The 15,214-nt window shown below is 72.3% G+C and carries 14 protein-coding genes and 1 tRNA gene; 12 read left to right on the forward strand and 3 right to left on the reverse strand.

Features of this window, described 5'->3' with window-relative positions:
• The 5 genes from N801_RS14795 to N801_RS14815 form a co-directional block, all read left to right on the forward strand.
• The coding region (locus N801_RS14795; RefSeq protein ID WP_035939432.1) for a glucoamylase family protein at positions 1–1,226 on the forward strand (1,226 nt) is incomplete at its 5' end.
• A 118-nt stretch (positions 1,227–1,344) separates the two neighbouring features.
• Positions 1,345–3,114, forward strand: coding sequence for a glycoside hydrolase family 3 protein (locus tag N801_RS14800; protein WP_084109047.1), 1,770 nt, complete (start codon positions 1,345–1,347; stop codon positions 3,112–3,114).
• Positions 3,115–3,174: 60 nt separating this feature from the next.
• Positions 3,175–4,305 carry a carbohydrate kinase family protein gene (locus tag N801_RS14805; protein WP_035939436.1) on the forward strand — a complete coding sequence of 377 codons (1,131 nt, stop codon included), beginning with the start codon at positions 3,175–3,177 and terminating at the stop codon, positions 4,303–4,305.
• The gene (locus N801_RS14810; RefSeq protein ID WP_035939439.1) at positions 4,302–5,255 is read left to right on the forward strand and encodes a pseudouridine-5'-phosphate glycosidase; all 954 of its coding nucleotides are present in this window, start codon (positions 4,302–4,304) and stop codon (positions 5,253–5,255) included. Before N801_RS14805 ends, N801_RS14810 begins: the two co-directional genes overlap by 4 nt.
• Positions 5,256–5,675: 420 nt before the next feature.
• Complete coding sequence (locus N801_RS14815; protein ID WP_052113123.1) at positions 5,676–6,302, forward strand: putative endonuclease domain-containing protein; 627 nt, start codon at positions 5,676–5,678, stop codon at positions 6,300–6,302.
• 110 nt (positions 6,303–6,412) lie between these two features.
• Here the strand turns inward: N801_RS14815 and N801_RS14820 are convergent, their stop codons facing one another.
• Entirely contained in the window at positions 6,413–8,329 is a 1,917-nt protein-coding gene (locus N801_RS14820; protein WP_035939481.1) for a multicopper oxidase family protein, read from the reverse strand.
• A gap of 257 nt (positions 8,330–8,586) precedes the next feature.
• On the opposite strand from N801_RS14820, the gene eno reads away from it, so the two are divergent.
• From eno to N801_RS14840, 4 genes are read left to right on the forward strand one after another with little or no spacing between them, the layout of a single operon-like run.
• The gene (eno, locus tag N801_RS14825; RefSeq protein WP_035939440.1) at positions 8,587–9,882 is read left to right on the forward strand and encodes a phosphopyruvate hydratase; all 1,296 of its coding nucleotides are present in this window, start codon (positions 8,587–8,589) and stop codon (positions 9,880–9,882) included.
• Between the two features lie 7 nt (positions 9,883–9,889).
• Positions 9,890–10,429 (forward strand): FtsB family cell division protein, encoded by a 540-nt coding sequence (locus tag N801_RS14830; RefSeq protein WP_052113125.1) that lies wholly within the window; start codon positions 9,890–9,892, stop codon positions 10,427–10,429.
• Positions 10,426–10,947 (forward strand): DUF501 domain-containing protein, encoded by a 522-nt coding sequence (locus tag N801_RS14835; RefSeq protein WP_035939442.1) that lies wholly within the window; start codon positions 10,426–10,428, stop codon positions 10,945–10,947. Before N801_RS14830 ends, N801_RS14835 begins: the two co-directional genes overlap by 4 nt.
• A complete protein-coding gene (locus N801_RS14840) occupies positions 10,944–11,918 on the forward strand; it encodes a Ppx/GppA phosphatase family protein (RefSeq protein WP_035939444.1) in 975 nt (324 codons plus the stop codon). The genes N801_RS14835 and N801_RS14840 overlap by 4 nt, the downstream gene beginning before the upstream one ends.
• Here N801_RS14840 and N801_RS19895 read toward each other — a convergent pair.
• Positions 11,902–12,603 (reverse strand): TetR/AcrR family transcriptional regulator, encoded by a 702-nt coding sequence (locus tag N801_RS19895; RefSeq protein WP_084109041.1) that lies wholly within the window; start codon positions 12,601–12,603, stop codon positions 11,902–11,904. The genes N801_RS14840 and N801_RS19895 overlap by 17 nt on opposite strands.
• Positions 12,604–12,714: 111 nt before the next feature.
• On the opposite strand from N801_RS19895, the gene N801_RS14850 reads away from it, so the two are divergent.
• The 3 genes from N801_RS14850 (at position 12,715) to N801_RS14860 (ending at position 14,045) form a co-directional block, all read left to right on the forward strand.
• A tRNA-Leu gene (locus tag N801_RS14850) sits at positions 12,715–12,789 on the forward strand.
• A 131-nt stretch (positions 12,790–12,920) separates the two neighbouring features.
• Entirely contained in the window at positions 12,921–13,772 is an 852-nt protein-coding gene (locus tag N801_RS14855) for a Bax inhibitor-1/YccA family protein (protein WP_035939446.1), read from the forward strand.
• A 3-nt stretch (positions 13,773–13,775) separates the two neighbouring features.
• Positions 13,776–14,045, forward strand: coding sequence for a hypothetical protein (locus tag N801_RS14860; protein WP_035939449.1), 270 nt, complete (start codon positions 13,776–13,778; stop codon positions 14,043–14,045).
• Here the strand turns inward: N801_RS14860 and N801_RS14865 are convergent.
• The gene (locus N801_RS14865; protein ID WP_035939451.1) at positions 13,986–15,065 is read right to left on the reverse strand and encodes an SGNH/GDSL hydrolase family protein; all 1,080 of its coding nucleotides are present in this window, start codon (positions 15,063–15,065) and stop codon (positions 13,986–13,988) included. The genes N801_RS14860 and N801_RS14865 overlap by 60 nt on opposite strands.
• Positions 15,066–15,214 lie beyond the last annotated feature (149 nt).

Raw genomic sequence — 15,214 nt, forward strand, 5'->3', positions numbered from 1 at the left:
TCGAGGGCATGGAGCACCACGAGCCGAGCGGCATGTACTACAACTGGTACGACGAGGCCACCGGTGAGGCGCTCCGCAGCTGGCCCGGAACCGGCGACGTGGTGCACCCCTTCGTCTCCAGCGTCGACAGCGGCTGGCTGGGAGCGGCCCTGCTCGTCGTCGCCAACGCCGACCCGGTCGCCGGTCCGAAGGCCCGGGCGCTGTTCGAGAACATGCGCTGGGACGCCTTCTACAACCCCGGCGACGGCAAGAACGGGCACCCGGTGGTACGCACCGGCGGCCTGATGCACGGCGGGTTCTTCGTCTTCGACCACGACCGCCCGGGTGGGGTATACCGCGGCACCCACGTCGGTGGCGGGGACGTGTGGCTGACGACCCACCACTACGACACCATCGTCTCCGAGACGCGGATCACGAGCTACCTCGGCATCCTCACCGGCCAGGTTCCGGGGAAGCACTACTTCGCACCGTGGCGGACCTTCCCGGCGACCTGCGACTGGTCGTGGCACGAGATGCAGCCGGTCGGCGTGACCCGCACCTACCTCGGCATCGAGGTGTACGAGGGCGCCTACACCTACCGCGGCATGCACATCGTCCCCGGCTGGGGCGGCAGCATGTTCGAGGAGCTCATGCCCGCCGTGTTCGTCCCCGAGGAGACCTGGGCGCCGCGCAGCTGGGGCGTCAACCACCCGCTGCACGTGCGGGCCGAGCGGGAGCACGGTCTCGAGGAGGCGGGCTACGGCTACTGGGGCTTCTCCCCGGCGAGCGACCCGTTCGCGAACTACCGCGAGTACGGCGTCGACGCGCTCGGACTCAACCCGGAGGGCTACTTCTCCGACAAGGAGAGGACCAACTACGACCCGGGCTTCGGCACCTGCCGGCCGGCCAAGAACCCCAACCCCACCTTCGGGGACGGTGTCGTGACCCCCCACGCGTCCTTCCTCGCGATGATGTTCGAGCGGGGCCAGGCGACCGCGAACCTGCTCAAGATCGAGCAGAAGCTCGGTGCCTACGGCGACGGCGGGTTCTTCGACGCCGTCGCGACCCGCAGCGGGACCATCGCGCGGCGCTACCTCTCGCTCGACCAGGCGATGGTGATGGGCGCCCTCGGCAACGTCCTGGCCAAGGACGTGCTCCGTCGGGCGTTCAGCACCCCCGACGTGGAGGCGGCGCTCCGGCCGGTCATCGGCATCGAGGAGTTCGGCGCCGGCGTGGTCGAGGACTGACCCGGGGCACGAGGACCGAGCAGGACGACCGGGCACGAACGAGGAGCTGACAGTGGACGATCTGGGACGGACGAGCGCGGAGGGCGTGGCCTTCCGCGACCTCAACGGCAACGGGGTCATGGACCCGTACGAGGACCCGCGGCTCGACGCGGCCTCGCGGACCGAGGACCTGCTCGCCCGGCTCTCCCTCGAGGAGAAGGTCGGGCTGATGTTCCAGACCGTCATCGAGGCGGGCGAGGACGGGTCGGTGGTCGAGGAGCCGGGACGGATCAGCAAGTCGGCGACGAGCACCGTCGTCCTGGACAAGCACCTCACCCACTTCAACGTCCACCTCCTCGGGGAGCCGCGCATGGCCGCCCGCTGGCACAACGCCCTGCAGGCGTTGGCCGCCGGGACGCCCCACGGCATACCCGTGACGGTGTCCACGGACCCCCGGCACGCGTTCATGGAGAACGCGGGGGTGTCGTTCACCGCCAAGGCCTTCTCGCAGTGGCCCGAACCCCTCGGGCTCGCCGCGCTGCGGGACCCCGAAGCGGTGCGGTCGTTCGCCGACGTCGCGCGCCAGGAGTACGTCGCGGTGGGCATCCGCGCCGCCCTGCACCCGACGCTCGACCTCGCGACCGAGCCGCGCTGGGCCCGCCAGGCCGGCACCTTCGGCCAGGACCCCGGGCTCGTCACCGAGCTCGGCGTCGCCTACCTCGAGGGGTTCCAGCAGGCGTCGCTCGGGCCCGCGAGCGTGGCCTGCACCTCGAAGCACTTCCCGGGCGGCGGCCCGCAGAAGGACGGCGAGGACGCGCACTTCCCCTACGGGCGGGAGCAGGTCTACCCGGGTGGGCGTTTCGCCGACCACCTCGCGCCCTTCCCCGCGGTCATCGCTGCGGGGACGGCGGGGATCATGCCGTACTACGGGATGCCGGTCGGGCTGGTGGTCGACAGTGAGCCCATCGAGCAGGTCGGCTTCGGCTTCAACCGGCAGGTCGTCACCGGCATGCTCCGCGAGGGCCTCGGCTACGACGGTGTCGTCGTGACCGACTGGGAACTCGTCAACGACAACCACGTCGGGGACCAGGTCCTGCCCGCGCGGGCGTGGGGTGTCGAGCACCTCGACCCGCACAGCCGGATGGAGCTCATCCTCGAGGCGGGCGCCGACCAGTTCGGTGGGGAGGAGTGCGTCGAGATCCTGCTGGACCTCGTCGGGCAGGGGCGGGTGAGCACGGCCCGGATCGACGAGTCGGCCCGCCGCCTCCTGCTCGTGAAGTTCCGGCTCGGCCTCTTCGACGACCCCTACGTCGACGAGGACCTCGCGGAGGCGACCGTCGGCCGTGCGGACTTCCGGGACGAGGGGTATGCCGCCCAGGCCCAGTCGGTCACCGTGCTGACCAACGGGGACGGCGCGTCCCCGGTCCTGCCGCTCGGGTCCGGGCTGCGGATCTACGCGGAGAACGTCGACCCCTCCGCCGTGGGACGCCACGGCACACCGGTGGCGCGACCCGAGGACGCCGATGTCGCCGTCGTCCGGCTCGCGGCGCCGTTCGACCCCAGAGCCGACCTCTTCCTCGAGTCGTGGTTCCACCAGGGATCCCTCGACTTCCCCCCGGGGCTGGTCGCCCGGCTCGCCCGGGTGGCGGCAGCCTGCCCGCTCGTCGTGGACGTCGGCCTCGACCGCCCTGCCGTCCTCACCCCCCTGCTGCCCCTGGCCGCGGCGGTCGTCGGGTCCTACGGGTCCAGCGACGACGCGCTCCTCGACGCGCTCACCGGCCGGGTCGCGCCGAAGGGCCGGCTGCCCTTCGACCTGCCCCGCTCGATGGACCAGGTCCGCGCCCATCCCGAGGACGTCCCCGGGTACGACGACCCCCTGTTCGCGTTCGGCCACGGTCTGAGCATCTGACCCGCAGCCCACGCGCTCGCCCAGTTGACTTGGAATACCAAGCACTGCTTCACTAAGCAAATGAGACTGACCCCGCAGGAACAGGCGATCCTCACCCTGCTCCGTGGCGACCCGCTGCTCGACGCGGCCGGTCTGGCCGACCGCCTCGGCAGCACCAGGGCGTCGGTGTCGGTCGCCCTGTCCAACCTCACCCGCAAGGGCGCGATCCTCGGCCGCGGCTACCTCGTGCGCCCCGACGCGGCCGTCGTCGTCGTGGGCGGCGCGATCATGGACATCAAGGCCCGCAGCGCCGCCGTCCTCGCCGCCGCGACGAGCAACCCGGGCCGGGTCGCGACCACCCCGGGTGGCGTCGGCCGCAACATCGCCGAGAACCTCGCCCGCCTCGGGACACCGACCCACCTCGTCGCCGCCCTGGGGGCCGATGCCTTCGGCGGCGACCTCCTCGCGCACACCCGCGACGCCGGGGTCCACGTCGACCACGTCGTCGTCGGCACGCGCCCGACCGGCACCTACCTCGCGGTCCTCGACCACGAGGGCGACCTGAGCGTCGCCGTCTCGGACATGTCGGCCACGGACGCGCTCACCGTGGCCGACCTCGACGGCGTCCGCGGCCTCATCCGGCACTGCGAGCTCCTCGTCGTCGACGGGAACATCCCGGCCGACGTCACGACGTGGCTGCTCGACTCGGCGCGGGCCGGCGACGTCCCGGTGGTCCTCGAGCCGGTCTCGGTGGTCAAGGCCCGACGGATGGCGGCCGTCCTCGCGCCCGAGCGCCCGGTCCTCGCCATCACCCCGAACATCGACGAGCTCGCGGCCCTCGTCGGCCGCGACGTCCCGAACTCGGTCCCCGGCATGACCCGCGCGGCCGCCGAGCTGCACGACCTGGGCGTCCAGCACGTCTGGGTGCGCCGCGGGGCCAGGGGCAGCCTGCTCAGCTCGCGCACCCCCGACGGCACCGCTGCGGTGAGCACGAACCCGATGGTCTCCAACGACGTCGTCGACGTGACCGGCGCCGGCGACTCGATGACGGCCGGCTTCGTCCACGCCCTCCTGGACGGTCGCGACGCACCGGACGCCGCGGCATACGGGCAGGCGACCGCCGCCCTCACGACCGAGTCCGGTCACACCGTCCGCCCCGACCTCACCCACGCGCTCGTCACCGAGCGCCTCACCCAGCAAGGAACCCCATGACGATACCCGTTGCTCCCCACCCGGCCCTCGCCCTCGCGCCCGAGGTCGCCGAGGCGCTCGCCGCCGCCCGCCCGGTGGTCGCCCTCGAGTCGACGATCATCAGCCACGGCATGCCCTACCCCCGCAACGTGGAGATGGCCCGTGAGGTCGAGCAGATCGTCCGCGACGGCGGCGCGACCCCCGCGACGATCGCCGTCCTCGACGGTGTCGCGCGCATCGGCCTGTCCGCCGACGAGCTCGAGCTCCTCGCCACGCACGAGGACGTCGCCAAGGTGAGCCTGCGCGACCTCCCGCACGTCATGGCGACGAGGCGGCACGGCGCGACCACCGTCGCGAGCACGATGCGCCTCGCCGCGCTGGCCGGCATCCGCGTCTTCGTCACCGGCGGTCTGGGGGGCGTGCACCGCGGCGCCGAGGACTCGATGGACGTCTCCGCCGACCTCACCGAGCTCAGCCAGACCGACGTCGCCGTCGTGTCGGCCGGCGTGAAGTCGATCCTCGACATCGGCCGCACGCTCGAGGTCCTCGAGACGCTCGGCGTGCCCGTCGTGACCTTCGGCGCCGACGAGTTCCCGTCGTTCTACTCGCGCTCGTCCGGCTTCACCTCGCCGATGCGCAGCGACACGGTCGAGGAGCTCGCCGAGATGATGCGGGTCAAGTGGGACCTCGGGCTCAGGGGCGGCATCGCCGTGACGAACCCGGTGCCCGCCGAGGACGAGATGACCCCCGCGCAGATCTCGGCGCTCATCGACCAGGCCGTCGCCGAGTGCGGCGAGCGCGGCATCACCGGCAAGGACATCACCCCGTTCCTCCTCGGCCGGATCGTCGAGCTCTCCGACGGCGCCAGCCTCGAGACGAACATCGCCCTCGTGCGCAGCAACGCGCGCCTCGGCGCAGCCCTCGCCGCCGCCTACACCGCCGCTGCACGAGGCGGTTCGCGAACCGCATAGGTGCTCGCAATCCGGTTCGAACCGGTTCTCGAGTCACCCTGCGGTTCGCGAACCACTTCGTGCGCGTATGCCGTCCGCTGGGTTGTGGAGAACTGGTCGGGCGATCCGGCGTCCTGCGGCACCCTCGAGCGATGACCGCACTCCACCCCCAGCTGGCGAGGATCGCGCGTGAGCACGACGGGATCGTCACGCGCCTGCACGCGTCCGCGCGGCACGTCGCTCCACAGGTGCTGCGAGCCGCGGTGCGTGACCGCACCCTGCACCGCGTGCGACCCGGTCTGTTCGTCACGCCGGAGCGGTGGGCGGCTGCCTCGACCCGCTCGTCGCGCTTCCTGCTCACGGTCAGGGGCGTGCTGCTGGCCCATCCCGACTGGATCGCGTCGCACCACGCTCGCGCTGCACGGCCTCCCGCTCCACGACGTGGACCTCGACGTGGTCGACGTCGCAGCTCCGGTGCGCGCGAGCAGGGTCCGGCCGGGACTGCACGTCCACGTGGCGACTCCGGAGCAGCTGTCGGGTGCGACGGGTCAGCCCGTGCGCGTGGTGTCCGCGGCCGATGCCTGCGTCCTCACGGCGGCCGCGAGCGGGTTCGAGGCCGGGGTGGTCGCGATGGATGCCGCCCTCCATCGGCGCCTGGTGACGCGCGACGCGCTGACCGCGGCTGGGGCACTTCCCGGTTCGCGCTACGGCATCGGCACGGTCCGACACGCGATCGCGGCGAGCGACTCACGTTGCGAGTCGCCGGGGGAGACGCTCACCCGCCTCGTCCTCGTCGCGGCGGGGCTCACGGTGAGGTCACAGGTCTCGCTCGACGACGAGGACGGGTTCATCGGCCGGGTGGACCTGCTCGTGGGGGATCGGGTCGTCGTGGAGTTCGACGGGGCGGTCAAGTACGACGGGCTCGACGGCAAACGGGAGCTGATGGCGGAGAAGCGGCGCGAGGAGAGGCTCCGCGACGCCGGCTACCGCGTGGTCCGGGTGACCTGGGCCGACCTGTCGCACCCGGAGCGGCTTGTCCGCCGGGTCCTCGGCCAGCTCGCCGCCTGAGTCGGCGCTGCACAGAAGGGTTCGCGAACCGGGTCGTCGCTCGTGAACCGGTTCGAACCCGTTCGCGAGCCACGGTGTGGTTCGCGAACCGGGTTGTGCACGAACGGCGCTCACTCCACCCGGAAGGGGCGCATCATCTCGTGGTCCTCGTGCTCGAGGATGTGGCAGTGCCACACGAAGAGGCCGGGCTTGTCGAAGTGGGCCCGGACCCGCGTCACCTCCCCCGGGTAGGCGATGACGGTGTCCTTGGGGCCGGTCTCGTTCGGCTCGGGCGCCCGCGCCTCCCCTCCGGGAGCCTGCCGGTCCACGACCGCGAACTGCACGAGGTGGACGTGGATCGGGTGGGCGTCCTCCGTGTGGTTGTGCAGCTCCCACACCTCGGTGTCGCCCAGCCCAGGCGTCTCCGTCACCGGCTCGTCCCACGCCAGGGGGACCGCTTCGGCGCCGGCCATCGTGCCGAGGAACGCCGCCCGTGGACCCACATCGGCCAGCACCTCCGAGTCCGCCTCGAGCAGGGCCAGGGCGCGGGTGCGCACCGCCGGAGGCGGCGGCGGGGGCGCGGGCAGGGAGAGCTCCTCGGGTGAGGTGCTCGTCTCCGGGCCCACGCGGTCGACGACCGTGAACGACATCACCTGACCGGTCGTGGCCGGGTCGGCCCACTCGAAGGCGTCGCCGGGCTCACCGCCGCCGAACGGCTCGTCGGGGCCCTCGTTGATGAGGAAGAGGCGCGTGCCGGCGGGGAACCCGGAGAAGTCGACCACGACGTCGGCGCGCTCGGCCGGGGCGAGCAGCAGCCGCTGCATCGGCACCGGCTCGGGCAGGAAGCCGAGGTCTGCGCCGACCTGCCAGAACTGCGCGGCGGGGGAGGCCGGGCGTGCGGCCGCGTCCGTGGCCATCGCGAGGATGAGGAAGCGCGAGTTGCACCCGTTGAGCAGCCGCAGCCGGTAGCGGCGCCGCTCGACCCGGTGCTCCGGCCAGGTGCGCCCGTTGACCATCATGACGTTGCCGAAGAACTCGGGGTTCCAGATGGGCGCGATGTCCGAGTGGGGCACGTAGGGCCCGGCGAACTCGTCGAAGTACGCGCGCGTGTCCGGGTAGAACAGGCTCCCGTCGCGGCGGAACGCGCGGTCCTGGATGGCGAGCGGGAGCTCGTAGGGGGTGCCGTCGGCGCCGCGGTGCGGCAGGACGCCGGCCTCCAGGTCGTGAGCGCCGCCCCGGAGGAGGAAGAACCCGGCCGGCCCGGCGTACACGTTGAGGCGGGTGATGCCGAGCGTGTGGTCGTGGAACCACAGGGTCCCCGCGGGTTGGTCGTTGCCGTAGTGGGCGCGCTGGGTGCCGGGCGCCCAGCCGGCCCCGTGGCGCTGCGCCCACCCTGCCGCCATCGCGTCGTAGTGCGTCCCGACGCGGGCGTAGCCGTCCGGGATGCTCCGGGTGTCCGGGAGGAACCACGCCTCGGGGTAGCCGTCGGACTCCTGGTCGGAGTGGCCGCCGTGGAGGTGGACGACGATCGGCACCGGCCCCTCGTAGGGCCCGGGCGTCGAGGTGAAGCTGGGGGGACCGTCGCGCCCCGCCACGCCGCCACCCGGGTTGGCCCAGTGCAGGGTCGGGTCGACGGGGAGCAGGTGGGGCAGGTAGCGACCCGACGTGCCGTTGACGAGTCGGTTGACCCAGGTCACCTCGACCGGTCGGCCCGCCGTCGCCTCGATGCTCAGCGACGGGGCGTTGTGGGTGCCGGCTGCGGTCTCGGACCCGTACGCCCAGACCGTCGTGGACGGCAAGCCCCGCGGCAGCACCTGCTGGCGGATCTGCCGCACCCCGATGACGTAGCGGTCCACGGCCCCCGCGGACGTGACCGGCATCGGCGGGGGGACGAGCAGCGAGCCTGCGTACTTGGGGATGCTCGCCGGGTCCAGGAGGGGAGGGCCGACACGTGGTGCCGCCACGACCACGCCGGAGCCACCGAAGAACAGGCTGGCGGCCCCGCTCGCGCCACCCACCACCACCGCGCGCCGTGTGACGTCGGGCATGACGGACACGTCCTTCACTGGTCGGTCGGCCAACTGCAGGACCTCACTCCCCACTCTGGGGACGTGCTCGGAGCCTGTCCACCACCTGATCGACCCCCCAGCGGTCCCGCCCGAACGGTGACCTCCCTCCACCCAGAGGTCCCGCGCCTCCACCCACGTGCCGGCGGTGCGGGTCGGTCGGACCGGTCAGCGCACGCACGGGCTAGGCTCGGAGGCGACATCCAGCACCCCTCACCCCAGCCCGCCCAGGAGGCGAAGTGGCCAGCATCGACGCCGTCGGAGCACGCGAGATCCTCGACTCGCGAGGCAACCCCACCGTCGAGGTCGAGGTCGCCCTCGACGACGGCACCATCACCCGCGCGGCCGTGCCCAGCGGTGCGTCGACGGGGGCCTTCGAGGCCGCCGAGCGCCGCGACGGCGACAAGAACCGCTACAACGGCAAGGGCGTCGAGAAGGCGGTCGACGCGGTCATCGACGAGCTCGGCCCCAAGCTCCTCGGCTTCGAGGCGCACGACCAGCGCCTCATCGACGCCGAGATGATCGCCATCGACGGCTCCAAGAACAAGGAGAAGATCGGCGCCAACGCGATCCTCGGCGTCAGCCTCGCGGTCGCCAAGGCCGCCGCCGAGTCGGCCGGCCTCCCGCTGTTCCGCTACCTCGGTGGCCCGAACGCCCGCGTGCTGCCCGTGCCGATGCTCAACATCCTCAACGGTGGCTCCCACGCCGACTCCAACGTCGACATCCAGGAGTTCATGATCGCGCCGATCGGCGCCGAGACCTTCCGCGAGGCCCTGCGCTGGGGCGCCGAGGTCTACCACGCGCTCAAGGCGGTGCTCCAGGAGAAGGGCCTGTCCACCGGCCTCGGCGACGAGGGCGGCTTCGCGCCGAACCTCGAGAGCAACCGGGCCGCGCTCGACCTCATCCTCGAGGCCATCGACCGCGCCGGCTACACCGCGGGTGACCAGATCGCGCTCGCGCTCGACGTCGCGGCCAGCGAGTTCTTCGAGGAGGGCACCGGCTACTCCTTCGAGGGTGGCACCAAGACGGCGGCCGAGATGATCGACTACTACGCCGGCCTCGTCGAGGACTACCCGCTCGTCTCCATCGAGGACCCGCTCGACGAGGACGACTGGGACGGCTGGAAGGCCATGACCGACCGCCTCGGCGATGCGGTCCAGCTCGTCGGCGACGACCTCTTCGTCACCAACCCCGAGCGGCTGGGGCGCGGCATCGAGACCGGCACGGCCAACGCCCTGCTCGTCAAGGTCAACCAGATCGGCACCCTCACCGAGACCCTCGACGCCGTCGAGATGGCCCAGCGCGCAGGTTTCCGCTGCATGATGAGCCACCGTTCCGGCGAGACCGAGGACACGACGATCGCCGACCTCGCCGTCGCGACCAACTGCGGCCAGATCAAGACCGGTGCACCGGCCCGCTCGGAGCGCGTCGCCAAGTACAACCAGCTGCTGCGCATCGAGGAGGAGCTGGACGACGCCGCCGAGTACGCCGGCGCCGCCGCGTTCCCGCGCTTCGCCGCACGCCGGAAGGCCTGAGGAGCGGGTGGCACGCGGGACAGGTCGCGGACCCGGGTCGTCGTCTCGACGTCCGGCGTCCAAGCGACCCGCCCCGCGTGCCCGCTCGGCCCGGCAGGCCGCGATCGGCCGGGTCGCCAGCACGACCGCGGCCGGCTGGCGCGACCGGATCACCTCCGCGCGGGCCAACCGGAGGACGGTGCGCCGGGTCAGCCTGGGCATCGTCGTCCTCTTCCTCGTCATCCTCGTCGCCCCCACCCTGCGTGCCTACCTGCAGCAGCAGTCCGACATCGACGCGCTGCGCGCCAAGGTCTCGCAGCAGCAGCTGACCGTCGAGGAGCTGCAGGAGGAGCAGGCCCGCTGGGAGGACCCCGCCTACGTCGAGCAGCAGGCGCGCACCCGGCTCAAGTTCGTCAAGGTCGGCGAGAAGTCCTACACCGTGCTCGACCCGAAGCAGAAGGACACCACCGGCGAGATCGCGCACGGGGGCGACGCCGTCGAGCCCTGGTACGACACCGTCTGGTCCTCGATGCAGGCGGCCGACGTGCCGTCCAACCAGCGCCGGTGACCGGGTCACCCGACCGTCCGCCGGTCGCCCAGGCGGACCTCGACGCCGTCGAGCGCCAGCTCGGCCGCATCCCGCGCGGCGTGGTCGAGGTGTCGCACCGCTGCCCGTGCGGTGAGCCGGACGTGCTGCGCACCCTGCCCCGGCTTCCCGACGGCACGCCGTTCCCGACCTCCTTCTACGCGACCTGCCCGCGCCTCACCGGGGCGATCAGCACCCTCGAGTCCGAGGGCGTGATGCGCGAGATGAGCGACCGGCTCGAGCAGGACCCGGACCTCGCGCAGCGGTACGCCGCGGCGCACGACGACTACCTCGCCCGTCGCACCGAGCTCGGCCACGTCGACGAGATCGACGGCATCAGCGCCGGCGGGATGCCCTCGCGGGTCAAGTGCCTTCACGTCCTCGTCGCCCACTCGCTCTCCGTCGGCGCGGGCGTCAACCCGCTTGGCGACGAGGCGCTCGGGATGCTGCCGGAGTGGTGGGCCTCGCACCCGTGCACCGAGCTCGTCGAGGACACGTGAGCGTCACCAGGGTCGGGGCGGTCGACTGCGGCACGAACTCGATCCGACTGCTCGTCGCCGACGTCGTGGGCCCAGCCGAGCCGTCCGGTGTCGTTGCCCTCGAGGACGTCGTGCGCCGCACCGAGGTCGTCCGGCTCGGCTACGGCGTGGACCGCACCGGGTCGATCGACCCGGTCGCCATGGAGCGCACCCTGCGACAGACGGCGGAGTATGCCGTCCAGTGCCGCGAGCACGACGTCTCTCGCGTCCGTTTCGTCGCCACGTCCGCGTCTCGCGACGCGAGCAACGCCGGAGAGTTCGTCACCGGCGTCGAGCAGGCCTTTGCCGCAACCGGATTCGACGTCTCACCCGAGGTCGTCAGTGGCGACGAGGAGGCCAACCTGTCGTTCACCGGCTCGACCGGGGACCTGCGGGCGGCCGGGATCATCGGGCCCTACCTCGTCGTGGACCTCGGTGGCGGGTCGACCGAGCTCGTCCGCGGCACCACCCACGTGGAGAGCGCCCGCTCGGTCGACGTCGGGTGCGTCCGGATCCACGAACGGCACCTCGCCAGCGACCCGCCGACCGCCGCCGAGGTCGCCGCGGCCACGGCCGACGTGCACGCGGCCCTCGACCGCGCGGAGGAGGTCGTCGACCTCGGTGGCATCGCGACCGTCGTCGGCCTGGCCGGCAGCATCACGACGGTCACGGCGCACGTCCTGGGGCTCACGGCATACGACCCGAGCCGCATCCACCTCGCACGGCACACACCGGTGCAGCAGCGGGACGCGGCGCAGGACCTGCTGCACCTGAGCCGGGGAGAGCGGGCCGCACTGGGGTTCATGCACCCCGGCCGCGTCGACGTCATCGGCGCCGGTGCCCTCGTCTGGCACGAGGTGCTGGGCCGGGTGCTCGAGCGCTCGCCCGCCGCGCAGGTCGTCACGTCCGAGCACGACATCCTCGACGGGATCGCGCTCAGCTGCGTGGCGTGATCCCGACGTCCGGCACGGACTCGGAGGTGTAGGAGCGGAACCCGTTCCACAGCACCGCCATGACGATCTCGACGGCGGTGTCGAGGTCGATCTCGGGGTTGCGCAGCCGCCAGCCGGCCACCCGCTCGTTCGTGGCGATCATGATCTCGGCCATCGCCTCGCGGTAGGGCATCGGGTAGGCGGCGATCTGCGGGATGTCGCCGAACCGCTCGGCGATCTCCCGGGCCTGGGCCTGCCGAAGGCTCTCGATGTCGGCGCCGGCCACCACCGCGACCGCCGACTCCTGCATGTAGACGCGGAAGCTGCCCCGGCGCTGCTCGAAGAACTGCATGAACGAGCGCACCCCGGCGCGGAAGTAGTCCTCGACGGGGGAGTGCTTCGGGATCGCCGCCAGGGCGGCGGCGGTCGAGGCCAGCAGGTCCTGGCGAGCCCGGGCCACGACGGCGACGAGGAGGTTCTCCTTGGACCCGAAGTGGTCGTAGATCACCGGCTTGGTGATGCCCGCCTCGGCCGCGATGAGCTCCATCGTCGTCTCCTGGTAGCCGCGGTCGGCGAAGACGGCCTCGGCCACGTCGAGGAGCTGGCGCTCCCGCTCCTCACGACGCATCCGCGGAGCGCGGGGGGTGCCCTTCCTCGGCCCGCGTCGCCGTGTCCCGTCGGCGGTGGCGTCGTCCTGAGGGCTCATGCGTCCGGGTCATCCGTTCTCGATCGTGCCGGATATCCGAGCCTACTCGCCGTAGCCGGGACGACCGGTGGGTTCCACGGACTTGGCCCGGAGTCGTCATAGGGTGGCGTCGCCCCCGTGGCCCAACTGGCAGAGGCAGGCGACTTAAAATCGCCACAGGTGCGGGTTCGACCCCCGTCGGGGGCACTGCGCCCCGCGGTGCCGTACCGGATCGTTGCCCAGCGGTGACGGGTCGGGGAACACGCGGGCCCCCTCACGCGATTGAATAGGTGAACGACGCGGTGGATCGCCAGCGCGCCAGACCTACGGAGGACACGATGGCCAGCAACCCGGCCTTCAACCGACTCGAGAAGGACGCCCAGTCCGGTTACGCCGGCTTCCAGGACCGCGGCGCGACCGCGAACCGCGGCAACGCCTCGTACGCGCAGCAGGGCGGGGCCGACACCTGGGGCTCGCAGCAGCAGCTCCAGGACCTGTACAACCAGCCCACCGCGGGCCCGGTCGACACCGGTCGCGTCACCATGGACGACGTCATCATGAAGACGCTCGGCCTGTTCGCGCTCGTCCTCGGCTTCGGTGCCGTCGGCTGGTACGGCGCCGACCAGAGCGAGACCCTCGGCCTCCTCTTCGTCATGGCCTGGGTGCCGATGTTCATCCTCGGCCTGGTCATCGCCTTCAAGAAGACGCTCAGCGTGCCGCTCATCGTCGGGTACGCCGTCGTCGAGGGCGTGTTCGTCGGCGCGATCTCCCAGTTCTTCGAGAACCAGTGGAACGGCGTCGTCCCGACGGCCGCGCTCGCGACCGTCGCGACGTTCAGCGGCATGTTCCTCGCCTACAAGACCGGGCTCATCAAGGTCACCGACAAGTTCCGTCGCATCGTGACGATGATGATCATCGGCTACGCGATCTTCGCGCTCGTCAACTACCTCGTCCTCCCGATGTTCACCGGCGACATGTTCGGCATCGGCGGCACCACGGGCATCCTCATCTCGCTCTTCGCGGTGGGGCTCGCCTCGGTCTCGCTCGCCCTGGACTTCGACATGATCGACCGGGCCATCGCGACCGGGGCGCCGCAGAAGTACAGCTGGCTCCTCGCGCACGGCCTCATCGTCACCGTGGTCTGGCTCTACATCGAGTTCCTCCGGCTGTTCGCCCGTCTGCGCGAGTGAGCGATGAACCGCTTGCCCGATGACGTCTCTCGGGAGCTCGAGCGCGTGGTCCGCAGGTGGCGTGAGCTGCCCGTGGACCACGCGCTCGCTGCGTCCGGGGCCGTGCGCGACGTCGTCCAGGACCTCGCCGACGCCACGGCGCGTCAGCCCGTGCCGGAGCTCGGCCCCGCCGTGCTCATCGACCAGCTCCGCGTCCTCGTGTGGGACGCGGCCTCAGCGGGTGTGCCCGAGCTCGCCGCCCGGCTCGGTGAGCTGCGCCGGCGGCTCCCCTGAGGGGTCCGGCTCCGGGTCTGCGGCCGAGGTCACGACGTCGGGTCGGCGGCGGAGCAGCACCGCCCAGCGCCCGCGTGGGCCACGGGCCTGCCCGCCGACCTCGGTGGGGGAGACCTCGGTCCCAGCGTCCCGGACGGCCTGGCCGGCGGCGATGGCCACCGGCCCGACACCCTCGCCGCGGCGGGCCTCGGGGGCGCGGTCGGTCGTGTCCTCGCCCCACACGCCCAGGGCCGCGCACACCGACGGCAGCAGCGCCGCGGCGGCTCTCGCGTAGCCCGCGGCCGACGGATGGAAGCGGTCCTCGCTGAACATCGTCGACGGGGAGGCGGCGAACTCCTCGCCGAGCAGGTCGCCCAGCGAGACCGTGCGACCGCCCGCCTCGACGACCGCGATCGTCTGCGCCGCGGCGAGGTCGCGGCTCCACCGTCGGGCGAGCAGGCGCAGCGGCTGGGCCAAAGGCTCGATCGTGCCGAGGTCCGGACAGGTGCCGACGACGACCTCGCTCCCGAGGGACCGGATCCGCCGCACGGTGATCTCGAGGTGGCGCACCGCGGTCGCGCGGTCGATGCGGTGGGTGACGTCGTTGGCGCCGACCATGATGACGACGACGTCGGGTCGGGTGACGGACTCGAGTCCGTCGGCGAGCTGTCGCTCGAGGTCGCTCGACTCGGCGCCGACGACCGCGGCGTTGGTGAGGTGCACGCGCCGGCCCATGAGGGCGCTGACACCGTTGGCGATGATGCCGCCCACCGTCTCGTGCGGCTGGACGGCGCCCATGCCCGCAGCGCTGGAGTCGCCGAGCACGAGGAGCTCGACCGGCTGGCCGGGACCCGCGCCGTAGGTGCCCTCGTCGTCGGGCGAGGTGTCGAACGGCCGGCCGACGGTGCGGCGGGCCAGGAGCGCCTCCGCCTTGATGACGCCGTAGCCGACCGCGCCGAGCGCAGCACTCGCGGCCGCCAGGCCCCCGCCCCCGTAGGCGGCCGTGGCGGCGATCTTGCGTGCCCGTCTCGCGCGTCCCATGTCTCCTCGTCGACGTCGTGGTGCTTTCTCCCACGCTAACGCCCTGGGAGGACGGCGGTGTTCCCTCCCCGGGAACGGGAGGTCGACGCCTGCGGGACGGGCCGGCATACGCCACGGGTCCGGCGGTGCGGCGCCGCGGGCGAGGGATG

Origin of the sequence: Knoellia aerolata DSM 18566, assembly GCF_000768695.1 — a bacterium.
GTDB lineage: Bacteria > Actinomycetota > Actinomycetes > Actinomycetales > Dermatophilaceae > Knoellia > Knoellia aerolata.